The sequence below is a fragment of the Ensifer canadensis genome, assembly GCF_017488845.2.
Classification (GTDB): Bacteria; Pseudomonadota; Alphaproteobacteria; order Rhizobiales; family Rhizobiaceae; genus Ensifer; species Ensifer canadensis.
The window spans coordinates 182,694-208,171 of the sequence record NZ_CP083371.1 but is presented as its reverse complement, the minus strand read 5'-3'; the positions used below and the strand labels follow the sequence as shown (position 1 = coordinate 208,171).

Annotated in this window: 26 protein-coding genes and 1 pseudogene; 6 read left to right on the top strand and 21 right to left on the bottom strand. The window is 60.3% G+C overall.

What is annotated here, in order from left to right; all coding sequences use genetic code 11:
* Positions 1–16 precede the first annotated feature (16 nt).
* Positions 17–148, bottom strand: coding sequence for a hypothetical protein (locus tag J3R84_RS38505; RefSeq protein WP_255569924.1), 132 nt, complete (start codon positions 146–148; stop codon positions 17–19).
* 496 nt (positions 149–644) lie between these two features.
* Positions 645–806, bottom strand: a complete 162-nt coding sequence (locus J3R84_RS20625) for a hypothetical protein (protein ID WP_164474919.1) — start codon at positions 804–806, stop codon at positions 645–647.
* A 283-nt stretch (positions 807–1,089) separates the two neighbouring features.
* Between J3R84_RS20625 and J3R84_RS20620 the strand changes: the two genes are divergently transcribed.
* On the top strand, positions 1,090–1,680 hold the full coding sequence (locus J3R84_RS20620) for a 3'-5' exonuclease (protein ID WP_203529883.1): 591 nt from the start codon (positions 1,090–1,092) through the stop codon (positions 1,678–1,680).
* Between the two features lie 74 nt (positions 1,681–1,754).
* Here the strand turns inward: J3R84_RS20620 and J3R84_RS20615 are convergent, their stop codons facing one another.
* From J3R84_RS20615 to J3R84_RS20580, 8 genes are all read right to left on the bottom strand, one after another.
* On the bottom strand, positions 1,755–2,774 hold the full coding sequence (locus tag J3R84_RS20615; protein WP_203529884.1) for a hypothetical protein: 1,020 nt from the start codon (positions 2,772–2,774) through the stop codon (positions 1,755–1,757).
* Entirely contained in the window at positions 2,771–3,673 is a 903-nt protein-coding gene (locus tag J3R84_RS20610) for an SMP-30/gluconolactonase/LRE family protein (RefSeq protein WP_057207643.1), read from the bottom strand. Before J3R84_RS20610 ends, J3R84_RS20615 begins: the two co-directional genes overlap by 4 nt.
* 9 nt (positions 3,674–3,682) lie before the next feature.
* Positions 3,683–4,801, bottom strand: coding sequence for a mannonate dehydratase (locus J3R84_RS20605; protein WP_203529885.1), 1,119 nt, complete (start codon positions 4,799–4,801; stop codon positions 3,683–3,685).
* 20 nt (positions 4,802–4,821) lie between these two features.
* Complete coding sequence (locus J3R84_RS20600) at positions 4,822–5,607, bottom strand: SDR family NAD(P)-dependent oxidoreductase (RefSeq protein WP_025429550.1); 786 nt, start codon at positions 5,605–5,607, stop codon at positions 4,822–4,824.
* A gap of 17 nt (positions 5,608–5,624) precedes the next feature.
* Complete coding sequence (locus tag J3R84_RS20595) at positions 5,625–6,620, bottom strand: ABC transporter permease (protein WP_057213094.1); 996 nt, start codon at positions 6,618–6,620, stop codon at positions 5,625–5,627.
* Positions 6,617–8,152, bottom strand: coding sequence for a sugar ABC transporter ATP-binding protein (locus J3R84_RS20590; protein ID WP_203529886.1), 1,536 nt, complete (start codon positions 8,150–8,152; stop codon positions 6,617–6,619). The genes J3R84_RS20595 and J3R84_RS20590 overlap by 4 nt, the downstream gene beginning before the upstream one ends.
* A gap of 60 nt (positions 8,153–8,212) precedes the next feature.
* Entirely contained in the window at positions 8,213–9,178 is a 966-nt protein-coding gene (locus tag J3R84_RS20585) for a substrate-binding domain-containing protein (protein ID WP_025429553.1), read from the bottom strand.
* Between the two features lie 96 nt (positions 9,179–9,274).
* On the bottom strand, positions 9,275–10,030 hold the full coding sequence (locus tag J3R84_RS20580; RefSeq protein ID WP_057207648.1) for a FadR/GntR family transcriptional regulator: 756 nt from the start codon (positions 10,028–10,030) through the stop codon (positions 9,275–9,277).
* A gap of 205 nt (positions 10,031–10,235) precedes the next feature.
* Here J3R84_RS20580 and uxuA point away from each other — a divergent pair, with 205 nt between their 5' ends.
* From uxuA to J3R84_RS20565, 3 genes are all read left to right on the top strand, one after another.
* Complete coding sequence (gene uxuA / locus J3R84_RS20575) at positions 10,236–11,441, top strand: mannonate dehydratase (RefSeq protein WP_203529893.1); 1,206 nt, start codon at positions 10,236–10,238, stop codon at positions 11,439–11,441.
* Positions 11,438–12,130, top strand: coding sequence for an RraA family protein (locus J3R84_RS20570; RefSeq protein WP_203529887.1), 693 nt, complete (start codon positions 11,438–11,440; stop codon positions 12,128–12,130). The genes uxuA and J3R84_RS20570 overlap by 4 nt, the downstream gene beginning before the upstream one ends.
* 554 nt (positions 12,131–12,684) lie before the next feature.
* Positions 12,685–13,479 carry a L,D-transpeptidase gene (locus J3R84_RS20565; RefSeq protein WP_203529888.1) on the top strand — a complete coding sequence of 265 codons (795 nt, stop codon included), beginning with the start codon at positions 12,685–12,687 and terminating at the stop codon, positions 13,477–13,479.
* 385 nt (positions 13,480–13,864) lie between these two features.
* On the opposite strand, the gene J3R84_RS20560 is transcribed toward J3R84_RS20565, so the two are convergent.
* The 9 genes from J3R84_RS20560 to J3R84_RS20520 all read right to left on the bottom strand — a co-directional run bounded on the left by J3R84_RS20560 (position 13,865) and on the right by J3R84_RS20520 (position 22,343).
* Positions 13,865–16,252, bottom strand: a complete 2,388-nt coding sequence (locus J3R84_RS20560) for an aq_1923 C-terminal domain (protein WP_203529889.1) — start codon at positions 16,250–16,252, stop codon at positions 13,865–13,867.
* 850 nt (positions 16,253–17,102) lie between these two features.
* Positions 17,103–18,179 (bottom strand): AI-2E family transporter, encoded by a 1,077-nt coding sequence (locus tag J3R84_RS20555; protein ID WP_057224345.1) that lies wholly within the window; start codon positions 18,177–18,179, stop codon positions 17,103–17,105.
* A gap of 103 nt (positions 18,180–18,282) precedes the next feature.
* Positions 18,283–19,101 (bottom strand): LssY C-terminal domain-containing protein, encoded by an 819-nt coding sequence (locus J3R84_RS20550; RefSeq protein ID WP_203529890.1) that lies wholly within the window; start codon positions 19,099–19,101, stop codon positions 18,283–18,285.
* A gap of 37 nt (positions 19,102–19,138) precedes the next feature.
* Entirely contained in the window at positions 19,139–19,471 is a 333-nt protein-coding gene (locus J3R84_RS20545) for a hypothetical protein (protein WP_156585642.1), read from the bottom strand.
* A 230-nt stretch (positions 19,472–19,701) separates the two neighbouring features.
* Positions 19,702–20,097, bottom strand: a complete 396-nt coding sequence (locus J3R84_RS20540) for a helix-turn-helix domain-containing protein (RefSeq protein WP_107028135.1) — start codon at positions 20,095–20,097, stop codon at positions 19,702–19,704.
* The gene (locus tag J3R84_RS20535) at positions 20,094–20,675 is read right to left on the bottom strand and encodes a TetR/AcrR family transcriptional regulator (RefSeq protein ID WP_025429587.1); all 582 of its coding nucleotides are present in this window, start codon (positions 20,673–20,675) and stop codon (positions 20,094–20,096) included. The genes J3R84_RS20540 and J3R84_RS20535 overlap by 4 nt, the downstream gene beginning before the upstream one ends.
* A gap of 3 nt (positions 20,676–20,678) precedes the next feature.
* Positions 20,679–21,152: a nuclear transport factor 2 family protein gene (locus J3R84_RS20530; RefSeq protein WP_082523610.1), complete on the bottom strand. Its 474-nt coding sequence runs from the start codon at positions 21,150–21,152 to the stop codon at positions 20,679–20,681.
* A 215-nt stretch (positions 21,153–21,367) separates the two neighbouring features.
* Positions 21,368–21,508 (bottom strand): hypothetical protein, encoded by a 141-nt coding sequence (locus J3R84_RS20525; RefSeq protein ID WP_203529769.1) that lies wholly within the window; start codon positions 21,506–21,508, stop codon positions 21,368–21,370.
* Positions 21,509–22,010: 502 nt separating this feature from the next.
* On the bottom strand, positions 22,011–22,343 hold the full coding sequence (locus J3R84_RS20520) for a GYD domain-containing protein (protein WP_057211180.1): 333 nt from the start codon (positions 22,341–22,343) through the stop codon (positions 22,011–22,013).
* Between the two features lie 633 nt (positions 22,344–22,976).
* Here J3R84_RS20520 and J3R84_RS20515 point away from each other — a divergent pair.
* Positions 22,977–24,209: a flavin-containing monooxygenase gene (locus tag J3R84_RS20515; protein ID WP_203529770.1), complete on the top strand. Its 1,233-nt coding sequence runs from the start codon at positions 22,977–22,979 to the stop codon at positions 24,207–24,209.
* A gap of 88 nt (positions 24,210–24,297) precedes the next feature.
* Here the strand turns inward: J3R84_RS20515 and J3R84_RS20510 are convergent, their stop codons facing one another.
* The gene (locus tag J3R84_RS20510; protein ID WP_156407922.1) at positions 24,298–24,444 is read right to left on the bottom strand and encodes a hypothetical protein; all 147 of its coding nucleotides are present in this window, start codon (positions 24,442–24,444) and stop codon (positions 24,298–24,300) included.
* Positions 24,445–24,487: 43 nt separating this feature from the next.
* Here J3R84_RS20510 and J3R84_RS20505 point away from each other — a divergent pair.
* Positions 24,488–24,747, top strand: a pseudogene (locus J3R84_RS20505) (nucleotidyltransferase); the annotation flags it as partial.
* A gap of 425 nt (positions 24,748–25,172) precedes the next feature.
* On the opposite strand, the gene J3R84_RS20500 reads toward J3R84_RS20505, so the two are convergent.
* Positions 25,173–25,460, bottom strand: a complete 288-nt coding sequence (locus tag J3R84_RS20500; RefSeq protein ID WP_203529771.1) for a XapX domain-containing protein — start codon at positions 25,458–25,460, stop codon at positions 25,173–25,175.
* Positions 25,461–25,478: the final 18 nt, after the last annotated feature.

The window sequence follows — 25,478 nt, the reverse complement described above, 5'->3', positions numbered from 1 at the left end:
CGTCGCCTTCGTTTCGCTAATTGCTGGGAACGATTGTCGGGCTCGGGGGCGGAGCGACGTCGGCGTCCGGCCTGATGGCGAGAATGCTCAGCGCGATTGCGACGAGCACGCAGATAAGGATGAGGAAGGCGATACCGGTTTTGTCCATCGCCTTACATCAAGCCTTCAATGTGGGGAAATCGAGACGAGCAAAATGTTCCTCTCCCAATTGGCTTAGGCAGCGACCGTCGGACATGCTCCTCACCCGAGCCGTTCTGCACCTGTTCGGGGATGTTTAGAATTTGCTATTTCCCGGCGCGGAACGGCCGGCCCCAACGGCATGCCCTGCAGCGGAGCGCTCTCTTCAGGCCTGGACAAGCATTGCGGCATCGATACTCGCCCGCCCCCTCCACGAGAAACGGGCGAAGGGAAGCGGACAAGGTAGGGTGTTACAGCACTTCCAGGAAAAAGTGCGAAGCGGTTCTTAGACAGGAACGTCTAAGAACAAGGAGGTAGAGCGTTTCTGCCACTCAGTCTAAACTGGAGACATTCTGCAGCGCCGCGCGTCTTGTTAGACGCGCAAAGGTCGCTGTAGCGCTTTGAATTGCTGACTGTTTTTATCCTTAAAGCGAATACGATCTAACGAAACATGCGGTAGTAGCCGGCTAGTCGGCGTCCATGGTTTCATCGCCGGTGCCGGTAGGATCGATATCGGGGTCGACCCCTTGTGATTGCGCGTAGGTCGTGTTGCCGGAGCCACTTGTCGCGCATCCTGAGATCGCCAGAAGCGCCGTCACTGCAATTGCCGTAAGAAATCTGGTGGGCATGGTTTTCTCCACTTGGGGGGCTGCCGTTGCAGCCTGGGGTATCCGGCAGCGACCTAAGCCTGTTTTGTCCTGATCCGGAGATTCTCCTACGCTGACGGGAAACGCAAGTGGTATTCGCGCAGGATCACAGCTGTCGCGAGCGCCAGATCGACTGGCCGGAACCCTTTGCACTCTTTGCCGAATCGCCCGCACACCGCTACAGCATTCTTCCTGCGTGCAAAGGGCGCGCGAAGGATGCTGTAGGGCTTTAACCTTGCCGCGCAAGACCAGTCGGGACACCACGTTGAAGACCATCGCCATTGATTTCGAAACCGCCAACGAGCAGCGCGGCAGTGCCTGTTCGGTCGGTCTGGCCTGGATCGAGGATGGCCGGGTCGTGCGGATCGAGGAACGGCTCATCCGTCCGAAGACCATGCGCTTCTCCTCCTTCAACATCGCAATCCACGGCATCCGCCCGGAGCATGTGGAGGACGCAGGCGAGTTTCCCGAAGTCATGGACGAATTCGCCGACGACTTTCGCGGCGCCACCATGATCGCCCACAACGCGGCCTTCGACTTCAGCGTCTGGCGCTCCTGTCTCGATCTCTACCGGCAGGATTATCCGGAACTGTCCTATCTCTGCTCGGTGAAGATGGCGAAAAAGGTCTGGCCGCATCTCGGATCGCACAAGTTAAACATCCTGGCCGGTCATCTCGGCTTGACCTTCGCACATCACAACGCTGCCGAGGACGCGGCGATCTGTGCCGAGGCAGCGATTGCGATTGCCGGGTCTCTGGGCGTTTCGCAGGTCCGCGACATTCCGACCATGATCGGCATGCGGGCCGGCCGGTTGTTTGCCAGGGGCTACGACCCTTGCACCTGTCGGAAGAAATGAGCCGCGCGCGGCCGGAGCGGTTCAGCCCGATACACCAGATCGCCCGCGAGATATGGCTTCACCCTATGATGGCTTCACCCCATGGGTGCGGCCTCGACCGAGATCCGGTAGCGCGTGACGAACGGCTGATCGGGATAGAAGGGTAGTGAAGTGGGCGCGGCTGGCGATGCCAAGGGGTTGTCGGCTGACGAGACCGCCGGGCCGAAATCGAAGGCCGAGCAAACCGGCTCAACGCCAAGGGCGAGATGTTTCCCATCCCATGGATAGGCCTTGCGGCCGCGATTGCTGTACCAGAGCAACAGGCTTGGGAAATGCTCTTTCTGCCATTCAAGGCGGGCACGAAACCCCTCGTCACGGTAGTGCAAGGCGATCGCGCCATCGATGCCGACCAGCTGCAGCAGTTCCTCGGCATTCTGGTCAAGCGGAACGGACGCCGCATCGATGGTGGCGCCATCGCGGGCGTCGACGCTCTCAAGCTTCGACCATCGTCCGCCCGGCGCAAACAGCGTCGCCACCGGCTCCACGTCGCCGGGAAAACTGCGAACCTCGCCATAGGCTCCGGGCTCGAGCCAGACCGATCCGGGCCGGGGTGACAGGCGGAAGGTGGGGTGCAGGCCGATCGGCAGCCTGCAGGGTCGCCGCACCTCGATCTCGAGCGTGATGTCGACGGCGGCGGCCCGCGGGTCCGGCACGATGCGCCGGCGCAATTGGCGCACGGGATGGCCGTCCGGATAGCTGCACGTCAGGACGATCTGCCGCTCGTCGCAGTCGCCCCAACTCCAATGTGCGTTCGAGCCGTGGCCGTGCGGCACATCCGCTCCAGCGAAGGTCTCGCCAGCGTCCGACCAGCCTTTCGGCAGCGGGCGCGAGCCGTCGCTGCCGAAGGGCACGCAGGGCCATTCGCCGCGCAATTCCTGCAGGATCGGCGGCAGCGTCGTTCTGTCGGGATCCGAACCCCAGGGTGCGACATGCAGCGGGCTTACCTGTCGTCCATCAGGCAAAAGGAAAGTGACCGGCCCCAGCATGCCGCCCAGGGATTGCACCGCCAGGCATCCATGCGCCCAGGCCAGGCCGCGCCTTGTCGTCTCAGTCATCTCGATGCCGCCCCGCCAAAACGGTTCTCCGCCAGTCCGGGGGTGTCGACCGTCAGGGCATAAAGGCTGCCGGCGAGCCGTTCCCCGGGCTTTGAGAGGATACTGGCCGTCGTGACATAGAGCGTCTTCAGGTCGGCACCGCCGAAGGTGCAGGTCGTGATATTGGTGACCGGCATTTCGATGATCTCCGCCACGGAACCCTCAGGCGATATGCGCGCGATGCAGCCGCCGCCGAAACGGCAGTTCCAGAGATAGCCATCGCTATCGATCGCCGAGCCGTCAGGTGAACCGCGGGAGAAGTCAGCAAGGAATGTCCGTTCGTTCGAGATCGAACAGTCCGCTATTGCGTAATCGAAGGCGTAGATCTCGTTGGCGAGCGTATCACCGAAATAGAAGGTGCTGCCATCGGGACTCCAGCAAAGCGTGTTGGAGATGCCGAGCCCATGCCGCCACTCGCTCACCGTTCCATCAGGCGCGATGCGGTAGAGGATGCCCTCGCCTTCTGCCGTCTCGCCAAGCTCGCCGTCGGGCAGAACATTGTTCTTCATCGACCCGACCCAGAAGTTTCCCGCCGGGTCGGGACGACCGTCGTTCAGGCGCACGCGCGGATATCCGGGCAAGCGGAAGCCGTGATCCTCGCGCCGGTCGGTTTCCGGCCACCACCAGACGAGTTTTGAGGCTAGCGCCAGAAGCAACCGCCCTGGCTCGTCGGTGAGGGAGACCGCCACCACCGGCTCGTCGAATATCCAAAAGCGGACCGAACCGCTCGCCTCATCATACCGATGGACGAGAAATCGATTGACGTCGCTCCAGTAGAGCGCCTGCTCGGATGCCGACCAGACGGCGCCCTCGCCGCATTTGTCGCCGACCGGGGCAACACAGGTAACCGACCTCACCATCCGCGCCTCCTATTCAGCCGCGAGATCGTGGACAAGCGACCGCGAAGGTCCGAGGGCATGGGCATTCTGCACCAACGCGCGCATGTACCCAAGCGCAAAGGCCTTGCCTGCATGCCAAGAGGCAGCACAGGTCATTGCCGGCGTATGGTCGGGGATCATCACGCCCTGATAGTTTTCATCGCGCAGGATGCGCACGATTTCGGCCATGTCGATATCGCCTTCGTCGACGAAGGTTTCGACGTAGCGCGGCATCTTGCCCTTCACATTGCGGAAGTGGATGTAGCCGATGCGGCCCGAGCGCGCGAACCGGCGGACATGTTCGTAGATATCGCCGCCGGGCATTTCCTGAAGCGAGCCCAGGCACAACTCCAGCCCGTTCGACGGGGAATCGACGATCGACATCAACCGATCGTACTTTTCCGGCCGGTTGACGAGGCGCGCCGTGCCACGCAGCGCCTCGGCCGGCGGATCGTCGGGATGAGCACCGAGCATGACACCGGCTTCCTCGGCGACCGGAACCACATCCTTCAGAAAACGCGAGAGGCGATCCCAGATCTCGGCGTTGCTGACCGATACCGGTTTGGCGCCAGGCACACCGCGGCGATACCGCATGTTCCAGACCATGCCGTCGGGGATGGGCGCGTCCGGGTCGGGCACGGCGCCCGGCAGATCTTCAACGCCGAAGCCGACGGATTCAGCACCGCCGCGGGCATAGGGGCCACGGGTCCAGCCGTAAACGCCGGCGAGCGAGAAATTGTAGCCGATGCAGGGAACGCCCGCGCGCCCGGCATCGCGGATCAGTTGCTTCAGCGCGTCGATCTGCGCATCGCGCTCCGGTCCGTCGAGCAGGACGTCGTGCCAGAAGCGTGGCGAAAAATTCTCGATGGCGGCAAGTTCGAGCCCGCCTGCCCGCACGTCCTGAACCAGAGCCGACAGCTCCTCATAGGTCCAAAGGCGGTCGGTGGAGCAATCGCCCCATCCGCCGTTGTCGCCGCTGTCGATCTTCGGATCCTTGCCGGCGAAATAGTTGGTCAGATGCGCGACGATGTGGGTCGCGCCGGACTGGAGCGCGAAGCGGTAGTTGTCGGGCGTGAGCTGTTCACGATAGAGGCCAAGGCCGATTTTCATCTTGTTCTTTCCCTGTGCGATTATTTCACGCCGATGCCGGCGGTGAGCCCGCCGTCGATGCGGAAGTCCGATCCGGTGATAAAACCGGCACGATCGGATGCGAGATAGGCGACGAGGTCCGCGACTTCCTCTGGCTCGCCGATGCGGCCGATCGGATGAGCGGCGCCGAAGCGGGCGAAGGCTTCCTCCTCGCTGACGCCCTCGCCGCCATAGGTGCGCGCGGCCAGCGACAGGAGCGGAGTGCGGACGGAACCGGGGCTGACTGAATTCACCCGCACCTTGAGGTCGGCATGATCGAGCGCCATCGCGCGGGTCAGCGCATGGATGGCGCCCTTGGTGGCGACATAGGCGGCGACATTCTGCTGACAGCTATGGCCCTGGACCGAGGAAATGTTGACGATCGCCCCACCGCCGCGCTTGGTCATCTCGGGGATGGCGAAGCGCCCCGTCAGGTAGATCGAACCGACATTGACGGACAAGCACCGGTTCCAAGTCTCGAAGCTGGTGTCGAGCACGGTGCCGAAGGGATGAACGGCGGCGGCGTTGACGACGATATCAAGACCACCATGGCGCGACACAACCGCCGCGACGGCAGCCGCCACATCTGCCTCGACCGACACATCGACCAATCGTGAGGCCATTGCCAGGCCACGCTCCTGTGCGATCCGGTCGAACGTCTGGTTGGCCGCGGCATCGTTGCCGCAAGCCAAGACCTTGGCGCCGGCCGTGGCAAGCCTTATGGCCGATGCCAGCCCGATACCGGAGGTTCCGGTAACCAGCGCTACTTTTCCTGCAAATTCAGTCATGATCGGCTCCGAATTCCCTAACGCACACGTTCCAGGACTTGATTGAGAAGCACGGCGCCAAGGATGATCCCGCCACGCACGACGTACTGCCAGTACTCGCTGACGTTCATCAGGGTCATGCCGTTGGAGATGCAGCCAAGGAACAACACACCGATCAACGTTCCCCAGATGCGGCCCTTGCCGCCGAACAGCGAGGTGCCGCCGATGATGACGGCCGCAATTACGTCAAGCTCCATGCCGGTGGCGGTCGTGCCGGTACCGGCTCCGATCTGCGAGGCGATCAGCGTGCCCGAAATCGCCGTCAGTGCGCCGGTGAGGCCGAGCGTTAGCGCCTTGACCTTCCAGATGTCGATACCCGAGAGCCGGGCCGCCTCCATGTTGCCACCGACGGCATAAACCTCGCGGCCGAAGCTGGTGTATTTCATCAGGAAGTGCATGGCCGCGAAGGTGAGCACGAAAATATAGACCGGGAAGGGAATGCCGAAGAGGTAGCCGCCACCGAGGAAATCGAAGCCGGTCGGAAACGTCGACAGCGGAAATCCACCGGTGATGAGGTTCGCAACACCGCGAAGGGCGGCAAACAAAGCGAGCGTGGTAATGAAAGTCGGGACGTTGAACCACTGCCGGAAGCGGCCGGTGAGGTAACCAAGCGAAAAGCCGACGGTAAGCGCTACGGCAAAGCCGAGGATAACGGCGTTCCAGCCGCCGATTGCGTCCGTGTAGGCGTCGGCGAACCAGGCAACGATGCATCCCGCCAGTGCGACCCCGGCGCCAACAGAAAGATCGATCTCGCCCGAAATGATCACGGCCGTCATGCCGAAGGCGATGATCCCCAGCATCGCCACGGTTCGCAGCACGTTGAGGATATTGGCGGTCGAGGCAAAGCCCGGCGCCATCAGGATGAGGAACAGGACCAGACCCGCCAGGATGATCTCCATCGGATAGGTCTTGAGGAGACGCAGCGAGACGTTCTGTCCGCCGCCTTCAGCTGTTTGTTGGCTGACAAGTGTCATTGGGAGGCCCCTTCCATGCATAGGCCGTAGAGTTGGGTAAGATCGGTCCTAGTGGGATCCACCTCCGCCACCACATTACCGTGGTGCATCACGAGAATGCGGTCTGCCACTTCGAGGACCTCCTCGAGTTCGGTCGAAACGAAGATGCTTGCCAGGCCGTCCGAGGCTTTTTGCCAGATGATGTCGAAGATCTGTCGCTTGGCCTGGACGTCGACGCCGCGGCTCGGCTCATCGAAGAACATCACCGAGGGAGCCCTGTTCAGCCACTTGCCGATCACCACCTTCTGCTGGTTGCCGCCCGACAGGGAAGACACCGGCAATTCCGGATCGCCGCACTTGATATGCAAATCGGCGATCTGCCGATCGACATGTGGCTGTTCGCGGCGACGGGAGATCAGTCCGTTTCGCGCAATGGGGCCGAGACTTGCCATGCAGAGATTGTCGGCCGTCGGCAGCGATTGCACGAGACCGACCTCCTTGCGGTTCTCCGGCGTATAGCCAAGACCGGCGGCGCGCATCTGGCGCGGCGTGGCGCCCGTCATCGATTGCCCGGCAAGGTGCACCGTGCCGGCGTCTGTCCGGTCGGCGCCGAAGATCGCGCGCATCAACTCGGTCCTGCCCGAGCCTAGCAGGCCAGCGATCCCGAGAATCTCGCCGCGATAAAGGTCGAAGGAGACGTCATTGAAGTGTCCTGCACGGGTCAGGCCGCGCACTTCGAGCAGCGGCTTGAGCCTGTCGATCACCTGGCGCGGCGGCCGTTTCGTGCGGGCGGCGTCGCCAAACATCATGCCGACGATCTCGGCGGGCGAGGTCGCGCGCATCTCGACCGCGCCGATATAGTGGCCGTCGCGAATGACGGTGCAGGTGTCGGCGATCTCGAAAAGCTCGCTCATACGGTGGGTGATGTAGATCATCGTCACGCCGCGTGCCCGCAATCGCTCGATCAGCGCGAAAAGCTGCTTGACCTCTTTCGAGGCGAGCGCCGATGTCGGTTCGTCAAGCAGCAGGATCGATGGGTTGAAAGACATCGCTTTGACGATCTCGACGACCTGCTGTTGTCCGACGCTGAGGGCTGAGACCGGCTGGCGGGAATCGATCGATAGCCCCATGTCGGACAGGAGCTCGGTCGCGCGCTTGTGCAAACCCTTCCAATCGACGACACGCAAGCCGGCGCGCCTGGTGTGTGGCAGGCGACCAAGAAAGATATTCTCGCCGACGGACAGTTCGGGAACGAGCGACAGTTCCTGATGCACCGTGACGATGCCGGCATCAAACGCGTCGTGCGGCGAAGTAAAGCTCTGGTCTCTTCCGTTGACGCTGATCGTGCCCGACGTGGGTTCGGTCACGCCGGCAAGAAGCTTGATCAGCGTCGATTTACCCGAGCCATTCTTCCCCATCAGGGCATGAACCCGCCCTGGGGTAAAATCATGGGTAAACTCCGACAGGGCAACCGTCGGGCCGTAACGCTTTGTGACGGATCGGAACTCGAGCCGCCCTTGGGCGGTATCTGTCCGGGGCTGAGAGTAGGTCATCGGTGGTTCCCGGTTGGCGCAGAAAATGGTGGCAGGGCCGAGTGGCCCTGCCACGCAACCTTACTTCAGAGCCTTCAGGCCTTCCTTGTAGGCGGCGACCCCGTCGGCATTTGCGCGCGTCAAGGGAAGGACGGGAACATTGACCTTGGTCTCGAACGTCTTGCCTTCGAGCAGTTTTTGCGCTGCCTCGATCGCCTGCTTGCCGACCTCTAGAGGCTGCTGCGCCGTCGTTGCCTGGAGCACGTTGTCCTTGTCGAGAAGCATGTTGGCGAGCTGCTCGGAACCATCGGTGCCGAAAACGAACACTTTGCCCTCAAGCCCGGCCTTCTTCACCGCCTGGACCGCGCCGATCGTGCCGCCTTCGTTGGCGGCATAGATCACCTTGATATCCGGGTTGGCGGTCAGCATGTCGCTGGCAACGGCCAGCGCCTTCTCGGCCAGCCAGGCATCCTGTTGCGCGACGATCTCGACCTGGGAGGACACCACGTGAAGGAAGCCGTCGACGCGAGCGTTCGACTGCTCAGGCAACAGCGCCTTGAAAGCGAGTGTCCCGATCTTGACCTTCTCGCCATTCCCGAGCGTTTTCAGAAACGGAGCAGCCGCCTCGCCTGTGCCGATGCCGATATCGCGGTCTGAACTGGTCACCGTCGCCTGGGCAACGTCACCATTGGCAGACGTGCCGTAGGTGACCACGGTGATGCCGGCATCGCGTGCCTTCTTGAGCGCGGGAACCGAAGCGTCGGCCGACAGCGGCGCGACCACGATCGAGTTGACGCCGCGGGCGATATAGGTGTCGATCAGCTGCGCTTCCTTTTCGAGCTTGCTGTCGCTGTTTCCGGCGAGCAGTTCGTCGCCGGCGGCTTCCGCCGCCTTCTCCATCCCGATCTGGATGCCGCGGAAGTACTGGTCCTGCTGGAAGACGATGCCGGCGATGGCCTTGCCGTCGGCAAGAACCGCGCTCGGCGCGAAGCTGACACTCACCAGAAGTGTTGCGAGCGTCAGGACGTGGCGTTTTGTTTTGATCATACTGGGTCTCCTCCCCTAGGCCCTTGATCGTGTTGCCGGCCCCGCGGGCAAAGGGGCCGGTTCTGACTGAATGCGGAAGACGATGCCGCCGCAGCCTCAAGTCTTGGTCGCGGCGGACTGTCCACTGGTCGGCGCGCCGACGAATTTGAGGCCGAATTCGAGATGGCGGCTCATGAGATAGGCATAGGCAATTCGGTCGCGCGCCCTCAGCGCGCCGATGATTTCGGCATGGGCCTCGTAGGTCGCCGACTGGACCGGCCGCTCCGCCTTGCCGAGGCGCATGACTTCCTCGATGACGGTGCGCATCATCCGGTAGGCAGCAAGGGTCGTCCTGTTGCCTGAGAGTTCGACGATAGCCTCGTGGAATTCGTAATCGTAGCGGGCCGCCTCCTCGACGCTCTCAGCCGTCCGGATGCGAGCATTGGCCGCCTCCAGCCTGTCGAGGTCGGCTTCGCTTGCATGAAGAATGATGTGGTCGCCGACGCCGGTCTCGATGATGCGGCGGAAACCCTGCAGATCGCGGAAGGAATCGGGCGATATGCCGTTGTGAAAGGCAAAAAGCCTGCGGATCGCCTCGCCATGACCACCGCTGATGACGGCACCGACCTTCGGCCGCGTCTCGACCAGACCATAGGCTCGCAGGACCTGAAGCGCCTCGCGAACCGTATTCCGTCCGGCCTGAAACTGCTCACCAAGATCGCGCTCGGTCGGCAGCGCATCGCCAATCCCGAGGCCGCGTTCGGCGATCAGATCCCTGATCTGCTCGACGAGCCTATCGACCGCAGACGTCTTGCCGACCTCAGCTGGCTCGACACCTGTCGATTGCGCCGGTTTTGCCGAATTGTGCGCCACGTTCTCCTCCTGTGTGCGGTTCTATTTGTTGGTCCAGATTGAGTGACAAGTCAAGAGCTGCATCGGAATTTTTGCCGCCTTGCCGGAAAAACAACAATCTAAGCGTATTTTCGCTTGAATTTGCGCCCACGCCGATCCTTAATGCGTCATCTGGTCCAACAATAGAGATCATCCCGAGATCGCAGGAGTTTAAGAGATGAGGCCGATGGAAGAGTGCTTTCGCTGGTATGGCCCGGATGACCCGGTGCCGCTCAGCCACATCCGGCAGGCAGGGGCGACGGGCATCGTCTCAGCGCTTCATGACGTCTATGACGGCTCGCCCTGGTCCGACGATCAGATCCTGAAGCACAAGGCGTTGATCGAGGCGGCAGGCCTGCGCTGGAGCGTGGTCGAGAGCATTCCGGTGCACAATTCGATCAAGCTGGCATCGTCAGACAGCGCACGCTACATCGGCTGGTACAAGGACACGATGCGCGCGCTGGCGCGCTGCGGCATTGGCACGGTCTGCTACAATTTCATGCCGGTGGTCGACTGGACCCGCACCGAACTCATGCATCCGCTGCCGACCGGCGGATATGCGCTGCGCTTCGATGCTATCGATTTCGCCGCCTACGATCTCTTTGTGCTGAAACGGCCACGTGTCGAGCAGAGCTATTCGCCCGCCCAGATCGAAACGGCGGAGGCGCGGCTTACCGCGATGGATCCAGCAAAGATCGACCGTATCGAACGCAATCTGATTGCCGGCCTGCCGGCATCGGAGCGTAAGTTTGATCGCGCCGGCTTTCTTGGAGCGCTCGCGGAGTACGATGGCATCAGCGCCGAGGACCTGCATGAAAACCTCGCACGCTTCCTGCGTGAGATCGTGCCGGTCGCCGAGGAGGTCGGGGTGAAGCTCTGCATTCATCCTGATGATCCGGCCTTCCCGCTCTACGGCTTGCCGAGGATCGTATCCACTGCGGATGACGTGCGCCGCATCCTGGCAGCCGCCGACAGTCCCGCCAATGGCCTGACCTTCTGCACCGGATCCTACGGCACCCGCGCCGAAAACGACCTGCCGGCCATGGTGCGTGAGTTCGGCTCCCGCATCCATTTCGCCCATCTGCGCAACGTTCAGCGCGAAGCTGACGGGTCGTTTCATGAAGCCGACCATCTTGGTGGCTCGAGCGATATTCCGGCCGTCATTCTCGCCCTTCTCGAGGAGCAAGAGCGCCGGCGTGCCGAGGGGCGCGACGACTGGCAGATCCCCGTTCGTCCAGACCATGGGCATCTCCTTGCCGACGACATTGGCAAGGAACGGATCAATCCCGGCTACTCGCTCATCGGCCGACTGAAGGGGCTCGCCGAGATCCGCGGCGTGATGCACGGCATTTCAGCGGTCAAGGCCGCAAGGAACAAACAGGTGACACTATGAAGATTTTTGAAGACGATGCCGACTTGTTCACGGCGATGCGAAGCCGGCTCTTCACCGCCGTTGTCGGCGATATTCTGGACACGATGGGGCTACAGCATCAGTTCCTGCCGCCGAAGATCCGGGCCCTGCGCGACGACATGGTGACAGTCGGGCGCGCCATGCCGGTGCTTGAGGCGGATTTCTTTGCGACCGCGGGAACCGGCGGCCACGCCGAGATCAGCTCCAAGCCCTTCGGCCTGATGTTCCATGCGCTCGACAGCCTGAAACCCAACGAAATCTACGTATGTTCAGGCGCCTCGCCGCGCTACGCCGTCTGGGGCGAGTTGATGTCGACACGCGCGATCCAGCTGAAAGCCGCAGGTGCGATCTGCGACGGATACTGCCGAGACAGCAGCGGCATCCTGGCCCTCGATTTCCCGACCTTCTGCTACGGATCCTATGCTCAGGATCAGGGACCGCGCGGCAAGGTCGTCGACTATGCGGTTCCGATCGAGATCGGCGGCATCCGCATTCGGCCCGGCGACATGCTGTTCGGCGACCGCGACGGCGTTCTGGTCATTCCGCGCGAGGCGGAACGGGAAGCGATCGCGCTGGCGTTCGAAAAGGCAGAAACTGAAAACAAGGTTCGCCTTGCCATCGAGGCCGGCATGTCCACGGTCGAGGCATTCGAACGCTTCGGCGTCATGTAGTCGCTCAGTGGCGGGACGGCGTCTTCATCGTCCTTGCGAGCGATAAATCTATGGCACGAACGCGTCTATCTCTCTGCGAGGTGACGCCCGTTGGGTTGGGCGCGCCTTGGATTGCGGCGCGGCTGGATGTCGGTTGCAAACACCCGATCCCAGGGGCCGGAGGTCGCGCCGAAGTTGCCTTCCGGCGTCACGTGGTGGTGGAGCGCATGGCGTCGCTTGAGCGCGAACACAGCGATCCTTGGCGTCCCGGTCGATAATGCACGAGATGATGAACCGTGGCATAGCAGAGATAACCGAACAGGAATCCCGCGCTGAGGCTGCAAGCAATGCCGGGTCGCCGATCCACCACAACGGAGACATCAACAGAACGAGATATGCGGGCACACTGACAAATGTCGCCGACATCGTCACCACCGGTGCACGAGCGGCATGTCGAACGCGCCGAACGGTGGGGCACGGCCGGCAATGGTTTCACGCTTTCTTAACCACGAATTGTGAAAATGCGGCCCATCCGGTGGGCATGATGCCGACCGTTCGTTTGGGGTAATGAGTGCATGCGTAAGCCGCAAGATCAGGCGCTGTCCTCCGGCGCCACCAAACCGGAGTCCGGCTACTTCGTCTCCCGCCGCGCCGTGCTTTCGGGCCTCGGTGTCCTGACACTGCTTGGCGCCTCCGGCTGCTCGCAGACGCTCGAATTCCCGGAGCTGGGATCAATCGAGCCGTCGGGTGGTATGCCGCCTGGGGGCGTTGACCGCATGCCGACCGGTTCGATCCCACCGCTCAGCGTCGACAGCAACATCACCGATAACGGCACGATGTATGCCTCGCTGATCGACAATGGCCTCGTGATCCCGGCAGTTCCATTCCAGAAGATCAGGCCGGAATTCCGCCGTCAGATCGTTATCGATCCGACCGGCGAGGCGCCGGGCACGATTGTGGTGCGGCTCAACGAGCGGCATCTCTATTGGGTGCAGGAAGGCGGCGAAGCGATCCGTTACGGCGTCGGCATCGGCAAGGCCGGCTTCGAATGGAGCGGCCGCGCCGAGATCCAGTACACCAAGGAATGGCCGACCTGGACGCCGCCCAAAGAGATGATCGCGCGCAAGCCGGAGCTGGTGAAATGGACGGGCGGTCAGCCGGGTGGCCTCGACAACCCGCTCGGCGCCCGCGCACACTATATCTACAAGGACGGCCACGACACTGGCTATCGCGTGCACGGCTCACCCGAATGGTGGACCATCGGCACTCAGGCATCTTCCGGTTGCGTGCGCATGATCAACCAGGACGTCATCGACCTCTACAACCGGGTCAAGGCGTCGCCGACCAAAGTTCCGATTGTGGTGGCGTGAAAGGCGCTTCGCGCCGAGCGAGTAGGGAATCGAGAAGAGCCACGACAGTCCCTACCAAAAAAAAATTCAGTCGTTCAATCCTGCCGCACCCGTCTGCCCTTCGCGACAAGCTCTCTAACCGCGATCTTTAGAGGGAGGCGTGCCGGATCTCTCCTAGTGTCTGAGGACGCAACGCCTCTTGAGCCGCAAGAGCGAGGGGTCAAGCGTCGGTCCGTTGCAGGCGCGATGTCAGCCAACAACATGTTAGCCCAACGCGGTAATCCGATGCGCCCCGCCGAAAGCAGTGCTGCCGGGAAAACGAGATACATAGGCATGGGTTTAGATCCATACGCAACAAGATGCAACGCCGACGTCAAACGACTGCCGGCGCTGCGTTGACGAGGATCTATTCGGCCTTTGCCTCGATATCGAGCCGCTCCAGGAAACCTGCCGGATCGTCGGAGGCTGTCATCAGTTCAATCGCACCAATGCCTGCGGCGTCCTTCGATTTGACAGACAGGGTGAATGTCCCCGCTCTTCCCAGGAAAGTTGAGGCTGCCCCGGCGACACTTTGAAGCTTCGGCTGATCGGCCACGAACTGCTGCAGCATGGTGGATCCGACCAGCACCAGCATGCCGCGCGCCTGCTCCGCCGTCATGTCGTTTTGCCGGGCATACAAAGTCAGCGCCTTGTCGAAGAGCCCTTTGTCCTCGATCCGGAGCTTCAATTCCCGTGCAGTAACGCCGAGTGCTGCGGTTTGCATGCGTATCGTGTCAGCAGAAAACAAATCGTTTGAGACGCCGGCCAAGACACCAGACAGCGAAACACTGCCCATCCCCTCTCCCCCAAGGGAGATATCCTTGATGACGAAGCTTTTGCCCGCTTCGTCCCAATGTCCCTCAACCCCAGCCGACAAGGTGAGTTTGTCGTAGCCGAGCTTTCGCAAATGCTCAAACGCCTCGTCCTTGGCGTCTGCTGGCATCGGGACACTCAAGTCCTCGTATACAATACGAATATCGGTAGGGATGCCATTGTACGGTTTACTGAGCGCCGCTTCATAGGATTTCAGCGAAAATTTCACGCGCTGCGGCACGAGCGATGCGATGTCGGTCGACATTGTTTCAGAGGCTTGGACTTCGCCTGCATCATCGTTGAGCGCAGTCTGAGGAAGGGCATCGTCACCGGCACCATCCACAGCGTCAGGATCACTCGCTTGATCGGAAGCAGCATCTGCAATTTCAGCGGCAGCCACATCTGCCGCAGCGTCCGCGCCATCGTCGATGGCCGAACTGTCCTTGTCCGCGTCAACCGGCGCCGCTGAGACTTCGGGCCCGGCGTCCGCGCCCTCAACGGCGACATCGCTGTTTCGGCTGCTATCGCTGGGATCGGGCGCGTCGATTGCCGGTGCAGCGGTTGCTTCATCCTCAGACGTCGTCTCGCTCGGCGCCGCAGCCTCGTCATCGACCGCTGCGATCTCGTCAACGTCGGCCGATCCGCTCGGCAGATCGACATCCAGACCGGCAAGCCGGAATGTCCCGAACTCGGGCAGCAATGCGGAATAGGCAAATTCTTGAGCCTGATCTTCGTTCAAAACAAGGAGTTGTTTCAATCCCTCCATTGTCGGGTGCCAGGAAAAACCGCTGACGCTGGCTTCAGCGAGCCGGAAATGATCATCGCCTTCTTCCATCGAGATCCCGTTGAGGCTCGCGTTCACTTCGCGACCGTTCAGGTGAAGTGACGTGCGTTCGACATCGAGGTCGATCTGTTTGCCACTGTCTTTGCCCGGGACTTTGACCTTGAGCCCCAGCAATTGGATATCGCCCGGGCCAATCATATCGGGCAGGGAGAGAACTTTCATGTAAAAGGCGTTTCGTTCGGCAGCAGGCAATTCGTCGGGGTTTTTGACCGAACGCAGCATGTCCAGCGTGTCCAAAAGCGGCTCAGCCGGCATACGAATGCTAAGACCATTGCTGCGCAACTCATCATATTGGAAGCTGCCCTCGCCTATTGTCTGAGTGACATCCTTGATCGACAAGGGGCCGTAAAGCGCCTTGGCCTGCTTGTCCTGTGGCCCGGCCGCTTGCGTGTACAAACGTGCGGCATAGCCCACGTCAAGGTCCTTACCGGTCATCGCCCCAAATGAGCCGTTGATGCGCGCGTTTTTCGTCTTCCCGTCTTCCGTCGCCTCAGCCACATGCATGTCCAGGCTGGCATTGGACGAGCTGTAGCGTGCTACGCGGCCATCCCTGATATCCTCGAGCGCGATGTTTCTGTAGACGATCCTGTCTTCATTCCCCTCGACGATTTTGGTCATCGCGACCTCCGGCACGAAGATGCGATTGGCCTGGAAGCGCTGGATACGCTCCGGCAATGACAGGCTGCTCTTGTTTGCGAAGATCTCGGCGACCGTCTGGCGGTCGAAATTTGGCTGCTCGACACTCGCGCGCGGCACAGCGATTTTGTAGCCCGCAAGCTCGGCGCTCAGGTTGGCGATCTCGAGCTCCGCATTCAGGAAGAGAAATTTTGGGCGACCGTCGATGCCGGCGATCTTTGCGCTAAGGCCGTCCTTTAGCGGCAGCATCACGTCACGCAGATGAAATCGGCCGAGATAATCCACATGGACGGAGCCGACTGTTCCCCCGCGCGCTGTGATATGCTTCTCGACGCCGCGCTCCAGTGTGATCTTGTAACCCGTCGCCCCGGCAGCCAGCACCGCCACAAACGCGGCGCTCAACCACAGCGCCTTGCGCCGACCTTTTCCTGTGACCGATTTTACCTGTTCCAAATCATCCATCCTTTCACCGTCTCCCTGTGTGACGGCGACTTTGCGACCGAAATCACGACGGTCCATTGCAATCACTGCGAAACGATTGCCTTTCGAGACCGTCCCGAAATGTTTCGTTGAAACCGCTGCAACCGCGACGTCGCCTAGATGCGCGCTAGGCCACTAACCGGAATGAAGGCAGAAGAACTGGCAATCATGCTACGGCGCCCGTCGACCAGTCCAACAGGCGTAGCGACCAGCGAGAGTGAAGTTCCTCTAAGTCGGTCTTGGCGCTCTGCCTATCTTCAAGGGGCACATCGACGATTGATGTTTTGAGTGCCCGGCTGAAGACAGTTTCGACTAGCGCAATAATGCAGCCGGAGATTGCCATCAAGACCATTAACTTCCCCAGATCGCCGTGAGGGGCAGGTTTCTTTGAGCATTGACCCGGATGTGCCGTTCATGAGCCCACGCACAAGCTGCCGCATCGTCGGGCCTGGAGTAACATCTGCCATGCGGGTCAGGCCGAGATTGATGCCATCGGCAAGATGGCGGTGAGCAGCGCAAGCCTGTTGTCGGGCGGATCGGCCCGTGCGCAGGTGGGTGAACGCGTTCGCGATCGTGCTAACCTATGTTGGCCCCGCAGCTGATCCAGAGATCGCAGTGCGTGTCAGGCGACACTCTTTGAAGGCGAGTGGAAGATCTTTGGCTTGATATGCTGCGATCCCTGCACTGAAATCGGCAACTGCTTTTGGATCGTCCTCGGCTTGGGACAGACTCTCTGAATGATTTCATGGTGACCCGACCTGATGGGTGAGGGCGTGGCGCTGCTCGCTCTTGTTAAGGCTGGCCTAAAAGCGTCGCCGGCGTGATGAGTTCACTATTCAGTACCTGGACTGTTCAAAACGTTGTGACCTGCGCTTGCTAGTGATTTCCGTCTCGCGAAGCGCAGGACCACACCCAGCGAAGCTGCAATAGGTATCGCCAGCAAGACACCGATGAAGCCGAATAACCACCCGAAGGCGAATAGCGCAAACATCATCCAGACTGGATTGAGGTTGACGCGCCGGCCGATGAGGCGCGGGGACAGAACATAGTCGGCAAGCATTTCACCGACAATGAAGATGCCCCCCACAACAGCGACAGGTGCCCAATTGGGCCAGAACTGGTCCACCGCAACGCATACCGATATCAAGATACCGGTGGCTGCCCCAAGGTAGGGAACGAAACTGATGAGGCCTGCAGCTATACCAATCAAAATGGCATGGTTGAGTCCGGTCAGCTTCAACGCTGCCGTATAAAGAACGGCAAGAATGAGACAGATGGCAACCTGACCGCGCACGAACCCGGCAACAGTATCGTGGATTTCGCGCCCGAGCGCCCGACCATCATCGCGGTACTCCGGAGCAAGCCAGCCATCAATTGTCGCAATCATTCGGTGCCAGTCAATGGCGAGATAGATGGCGATGATTGGAGTGACAACGAGGAGCGAAAGAAGGGAAATCAATGCTCGTCCGCTCGACCACAGCGAACTGAGGAAACCGTCGAGCCATTTGCTGCCCATCGCCCTCACGACGTCGACGGAAGATTGCTCGATGTGAAGATTCTCACCCATGATGTCATGCATCCAGCGGCCGCTTGCTTCGGTCATAAGGGATTGCAGACGCGTGATGTAGCGGGGAAATTCATCAATAAAAAATCTCAGCTCACCAATGATAACCGGGAACATAACCAGCATGACCGCGATAATACCCACGATCAGCGGCAAGATGACGGCTAGTGCTGCAAAACTTCGATTGATCCCGAACCGCTCTAACCTGTCGACTGCGGGAACGAGAAGATAGGCGAGCAATGCGCCAACAACAAATGGCAGCAGGATTTCGCGCAAAAGCACTAGCGCAACCAAGGCGACTGCGGAAACCGCAATCCAGAATGTAGCTGGTTGCACAATTCTCATGGGACCCCTGCGCAGTCTTGTTTCGAGTTCTGCCGGACTTTGCTGATCTCAGCGCATCGATCCTCGGATCCAAGGAGGGTAGAGCAGGTAAGGATCCTCCTTGTCAATTATTCATCAAGCTGGCGAAGGCGATCTCACCATCGGTAATGTAATGGTTGACCTTTCCGGTCTGTAGACGTGAGCCGGATTGATGCAAGACGACATCCCCGATCACCCGCTTTGACTTCAACTGGGTGACTATGTGATCTCGTTCAACATTCGTATCTGAATCGGTAGCGTGTGTCACTTGGAGCGTCAGTTTGGTCAGCGATAATCCAGTATCTCTGGTGCCCGCCCCAACCCACAAGACGCGCTGATCAGTCGATGGCCTATCCGTATTCAGCCAGAAGCTTGCTGCTGTGATATCGTCGCCCGTATGGGCGGTGCTCAGCGCCCAGAAGCGGATATGGTGGCGCTTGCGCGGACTGTTGTCGATGGGCTGCTGGAAACCTATGTCCTGCTTTCGTCCGAAGAGATAGAGCGTGCTGAAAGGAGCCGTCGGATACGGAGTGTTGAGCAGAAACGCTCGTACCATTCGCCACGAGCTTGCAACCCCCAAACTGTCGGCTGTTGACCAGCCCGCTGTTGCAAACGCATCGCAAAGTTGTTGAAGAGTGCCTATCAGCACGAGATTCACTGGATCGCCGGGCAAGCCGTCGCCAGTGATGGTGTATCTAGGGATGAGTCTCCGGTGGAGAATCTTTAAGCCCATTCGGACCACGTTTGGCAAAATGACGTAGGCAGCAAGCCCATAGGTAAGACCTACCGCCAGGATCCAGGGAAGTCTGTGGTCCGCAGTGTCAAAAACGACAAAGACGATCAGCCAAACGCTAACTGCCCCCAGACAGAAGATGAGAAACCTTTGGAAAAGGCGCGTAAGCATTCTCAAAATTTCTTATCCCGTGCAGGACCTTGGTTCGCTATCGACTTCGCTGCTCGTACCTTGTCCCGCCGGCCGAACAGAGACGCTGTAGGCTAAGTTCTACGCCACATGTCGTCGAAACGATATTGTTCTTTGGGGAAGCGCGAATCTCGTTGAGCGAGGATGCACCGCCCGGCAGCGTCGAGCCGCCGCCGGTCTGGGCCTGAGCAACCTCGAACCGTTGCGGGGCCGGATCGCTGATCCGGCCCGTCGTCGATCCGGCCTGCGTTGGATTGGAGACCGCAACGCCCGGCTCGGCATAGAGCGCCACGCCCGCGCCGAGCAGGAGTGTTGCGACCGTGGAGAGGCCGAAGATTCGTTTCTGGCTCATCATGCGAGCACCTATCGTTCGTTAGCGCGCTGCGCGTTGAGGTCGAGCAGAGCCTGGAAGCTCTGCAAGGAAGCGAGATGTTTAGTCCCGGCATTTGATGGAGCAAAGCGCTCGCTGACGTCTGCTCGAGGTTCATGGAATGAGCCGTCACAGCAGATCTTGTCGCAGCGCGAGAGCTGATGTCGAGACTGGAGCAGCGATAACCGGAGCGCAGTTCGTATGTGTGCCCCTTACTGAGACATCCGCCATACAACTTCGGACGGCTCGCCGATGCAAGCGCTGCAACGCCGCCAGCGTGCGGGTGGATGCCCCGTTTGACGTCGGAACACTGTGATAAAATGGGTCTGTGAACGAAAGCCGACATCAATCGCAATTTCGTCGATGCTCAGGTCGTCGCTCAACAATTTCGTTTTCGCGCGCTCTATTCGACGGTCGCGCAGATAGGCATGCGGGCTCCGGCCTGTCGCGAACCGGAAGCCGGCAGCGAAATGCATGGGGCTGAGGCCCGCGGCGCGCGCGATGTCTACGAGTTGAAGCGGGGTCGCTAGGTTCATTTCGATGAACTCTACGGCGCGCTTGAGCCGCCATGGTGCGAGCACGACGGAGTTTGTTTTGCGATCCCTCATCTTTGCTCGTCTCCACCGGTCGCCGCAATAAGCCGGGACTGGATTCGCTCTAGGGTTCGTTCGAAGACTTCCGGTTCGTCGAGCGCCCTGGCGAGCACCAAGGCCCCCTGGACGGCAACTACTGTCTCCTCGGCAAGCGCAAGGGCGTCACGTTCAGGGCATCCGGCCCTCTCAAGAGCAGAGGCGAGCGCACCACGCCACTCGGCAAAGTAATCCCTGACCCGATCGCTGAAGCGGTTCCGGACGTTGTCCAGTGCAAACGCGCCAATGAGGCATACACGGCGGCCGGAGCGAAAGTAGCCGGCAACCGAGCTACACATGCTGGTGATTGCGGAACGCGGATCGTCCGCGCTCCTTAGCGGCTCGAAGACCTGCGTCGCGAACCATTCGTCGATCTCGCCGAGCACGGCTGCGGCCATCTCTTCCTTCCCGCCGGGAAAGAAGTGATAAAGGCTTCCCTTTCCGAGGCCGGTCTTTTCGGTGATGGTCGATAGGCTTGCACCGTCGAAGCCATACTCCCGAAAGATCTCGGCGAGGGATGGGATTACGTCCGAGCGCTCGGCGACGATCTTTGGCATGTGCTACAGTCCCAATTCGGAAAGTCCCGGGTGGTCCGCTGGCCTGGGCCCAGACCGATCCCAGAAGAATTTGCGTTCAGATTCTTCGATCGGCAGATCATTGATGCAGGCATAACGGTGGTGCATCAGCCCGTTTTCGTCGAACTCCCAGTTTTCGTTGCCGTATGCCCGGTACCAGTTCCCGGAGTCGTCGCGGTACTCGTAGGCGAAGCGCACCCCGATGCGGTCGCCGTCATGAGCCCACAGCTCCTTGATCAGCCGGTATTCGAGTTCTTTTGTCCACTTCCTCGCCAGGAACTCGACGATACGTTCGCGTCCTTGGACAAATTCCGCGCGGTTACGCCAATAGCTGTCGACGCTGTAGGCGAGGGACACGCGGTGCGGATCGCAACTGTTCCATCCGTCCTCTGCAGCTCGGACTTTGGCCGCTGCCGATTCGCGGGTGAAAGGGGGCAGTGGTGGGCGTTGTTCAGTCATGGTCATGATCTCCAGATCCTTTTCACTGTACCGATCGGTAAACAGTGTGTCAATCGGTACATGTGGCTGAGTGCAGCGTCAACGGTCAACGCTGGGCGCTGGCCGTTTTTGCCGTGCGAATTGAAAGGTTGCGCCGTAGACTGCCGGGTCCGCGTCACGCCGAGAGCTGCGATCTTAGCTGTTGTGGCCAGGCCGGTTGCTAGATGTTTGTCCGCTCAGTGCATGAGTTCACGAAAGACTGTCTCAAGCTCGACGTCTGAGGCCGCCACCACCGCGTAATAAAGCATCTTCGTCTCGCTCTCGGTGGTCTCGGCTGGCCAAAGAACTCGCTCGGCGATCGACCGCTTTCGCTTCATGAGACGCTGCAGCAGACAATCGAAGGATCCAGCGCCAAGCCGTGTGTGCGACAGATCGGGGATAGCGACGTCAGTTCAAAAACAGGTAGGCACAGATTTCGGACGAGCCCGGAGACATACCTCCTGTCCCGCGCGTCGTCGCCTCTCATCACCGCCCTGCGCTATATCACTGCTGGTCAGTGGGCGGTCGCTTACGCGCAGCTCAGAAGGATCGTGCGTATCAGCTCTCCGCATCCGAAGATGACATCCAGGGGGCGACTGATGGCGATAAGGGTGCATGGCTTCGATAATCCGCTCCCTGTCCGGGCGGAACATGCGACTATGGCTAGGGCGTGCCAGTCACCATCGCGAGCGAGCACGTGAACGTTGTCGCCAAGTACAAAACACCAAAGCGCGGCAATGTACTGTGGCGGGGAGGAACGTGCGTCTACATTGGGGAAAATGCACCTCGTTTCTGGCAGCGGAGGTTCCGCTGCCAAAAACGTTTCAACCAGCGGCCTGCTTATTTTGCTGGGGGCCCATAGGAAGATGCGATTTTGCCCGCCTTCTCTTGCGCAGCCTGGAATTCCGCGCCCGTGTAGGCTCGCACGGTTTTTACATTCGATACAGCTCCCGATGCGCTGACAACGAGAAGTGCGGGGACCACGTCAGCGCCATCGTCGAATTCCGTGATTGCCATCCAGTCGGTTTCGCCCGTCGTAACGTAGAAAGAATGCAGTTTCCCGCCCGCTGCTTCCATGATGCCACGGGCCGCCTTTTCTCGGTCCGATGGACTGTCAATCATTCCCTTCGCTGACGTGGTTGTATAGCACCCTGTGGTTATGAACAGTGGCATGACATCCTCCCTCAACTGGGCAGATCGGGTGACCTGCCATACTCAATATCTCAAAAAACTTGGCGTTAGACGAGCGTTGAGCTGCAGAGCGCTAGATTGGTCACGCACAATTCGGCGACGCACAGTGAGCATGATCGCCACCGCGGCGGGCCTTGAAATGACGGCACTACCAGCCGTCGCATCCGAAGCGGTTGCACGTTAAGGCGTTGGACCGTTTAGCAGGGATTCCCCTGGCATATAGCGGTCCTGCCACCGAAGTTCCAGATCGAGCGAAGCGTGTTGTTCGAGGGCGCATCGACAGCGATTTCGAGGGCCTCATCGATCATCTCATCCGACAGCTCTGCCAGGCAGTGAAACTTCTTTCCTTGCTGAGGGCGTAGCCTCGGGTCTGCTCCCAGGAACGAGCATGGGATAACGGCGCGCTTTCCCGCATTCAGTCGTTGAGACTTGGGGATGCTGCTGGCCTGCGGGCACACAAACGAACAACGCCTTTCTCCTTAGAGTTGATCGAATCCATGTTACCGTCATCCAGGACCAGGCAGATGGCGGCACCGCCAGCAGGTCCGCCTGAACGTTGATCCGGGGCCGTCGCGCTTCGATTCCTACGATGCCGTCTTGTTGGGAGGATGTGCCATGGCGGGGATACTTGACGTGGTTGTCGTCGGAGCGGGCTCGGCCGGGCTTGGGATCAGTTATTTACTCAAGCAGCAAGGTCGCGATCATCAGGTGCTTGAGCGAGGCTGCATCGGAGAAACCTGGCGGACCCAGCGCTGGGATTCCTTCCGTCTGAACTCGCCTAACATTCGCTCGCTGCTGCCCGGTGATTCCCATGACGTGCCTGATCCCTGGGGTGCCAGCACACAGCATCAATTTGTCGCTTATCTCGAGAAGTATGTTGAGCGGCACCAATTGCCGGTGATAACCGGGACTCCAGCAGAGGAACTGTCCCGAGATGACGAACTCTTTCTTGTGACGACACCGCGTGGTGTCTTTCAGGCCCGCAACGTCGTCGTCGCGAGCGGTAGCCTGAACTGTCCGAAACGGTCGCCTGAGTCGGCGGAACTGCCGGCAACGGTCCGCCAACTCGATTCCTCGGCCTATCGCAATGCAGCCGAGTTGGAACAAGGTGCTGTTCTTGTAGTCGGCAGCGGTCAATCGGGCGACCAGATTGCCGAGGACTTGGCACTCGCGGGACGCTCGGTCTTTCTGGCGACGAGCCGAGTCGGCCGTCTGGTCCGCTATTATCGCGGCGGCGACATCTTCAATTGGATGACCCTGTCCGGCTATTTCGACGTACCGCGCAGGGAAATCATCCTGCCATCGGGGAAGCTGCCGCCGCGAGGCTTGCTTGGTGCCACCCACACCATCAGCCTGCAATCGCTGAGCGCCCAGGGGGTCGTGTTGCTCGGTCGCTTCTTGGGTATGACGAATGGCAGCCTGGTATTCGGCGACAACCTGGATGAGCACATGCGTTTTGCCGACGAGAGCTCAGCCAACGTCAAGCGCCTTATTGACGCTTACATCGGGCGCGCCGGGCTGAACGCGCCGCCTGCCGAGGATGATCCTGCCGAGGTGATCGCCCCACGCCTCGCCGATCCACCGATCCGCTCAATCGAATTGGCGACGAGCGGCATAGCGTCGGTAATCTGGTGCACGGGCTTCAGAGGCGATTTCCGGTGGATCAAAGTCCCGGACACCATCGACGACGACGGCCAGCCTATTCACGAGGAGGGGATCGGATTCGTTCCCGGACTGTATTTTTCCGGCCTCGATTTTGCCTCGACTCGGAAGTCGGGAGTTATACCTGGGGTTGCTGAGGAAGCAGCACGGTTGGTGAACCATCTCGCCAAGAGATCGGCGAGTTAATTCGATTGGTTAGCATCTGCATGGCAAGCGTCGTTACAGGGGCCCTTGTGAAGGGGTGGGCCCCTCCTCGGAACGCCGTGTTGGAGTTTCAGAACTCCGGCGAGACCGACCGAACCTCTCTCAAGTAGCGCTCGATGGGCGCGAGCCACCTGGCGATCGATGTATTGTTTGCCGGGACGTACATCATTGCGCTGCTGTCTATCAGCCCGTTTCTCACCGCAATTGTCCTGGTCATGTTGACCGCTCCAAAATGATCGCGGTCGGGGCAATGGGTCCCTTTGGCTGAGGGTCAGGATGTGCGCCTGACGGACGCCTGACCTCGGGATCAACATCGCAGTCATGGTTCAACACGCTGAATGAGGCGTATGTGAAAGCCCGCTACTCGGGACACTACGAGATCAGCGAGGAGGCAATGGCATGGCTGACCGCTCGAACTTCCGTTCTCTACGATCCGGTCAAAACAATCTGCGCGGAACACCTCGCTAAGCTCGAACGGGCGGACAATTCAACCTTGCTGCGCGAAAAGGGTAGTTCCTGAAACTCCGTCTCCGTCACCGCGATTTGCCCTCTCCTCCGTCACCGCGCGATAAAAGGTGATCCCTCGCGGCGGCTTCTAATTGAACTGGTGGAAAGCTTTTCATGGAGAGGCCAAAGTCGGAATGCCTGTGGTTGCGAACGACATACCCGCAATTCAATTCACCTGAGATCAGCGACCCGAGGGGCCGTAGCCGTCCAGATGCCAGCGACGTCGCGATAGGCCCTCGTCTTCAGGTTCCCCTCTGCCTGACAGGCTCGCTGCGTTGCGGAGCCGGCAGCAAACTACAGTGGGGCCGCGCTCGACATCGAGGACGGCAAAGTCGTAGCGACCTATCTCGGCCATCGCGCCGTTTGGTGAGCGGTCCCTGGATATTGGGCAATGGCTAGGTGTCGCCGCGAACCGCAATGCTACTCTCCTCTTGGCGGTCAGCTATCAGACTTGACCTGAACCTGACGAGCCGCAGCGAGATCATTTTGGTTCCCACCCTTCGGCATATGACCGAACATGTGCGGCTTGATCTGGTTGATCCAGGAAACGGCGGCGGGCTCCTTGCTCCACAGCGTTCTGGCAAAAGGCACAAGCTGCTCGCCAACGAGGATGCCAAGAAGGCCAACCAGGGCGACAACCGGCGGGGCCGGCGAACGCACATTGAGGAGGCTATAGACAATGCCGACCAGCAAGCCGGCACCGATGGACATGAGATAGAATTTCATGGAATTCGTCCTCGCTGA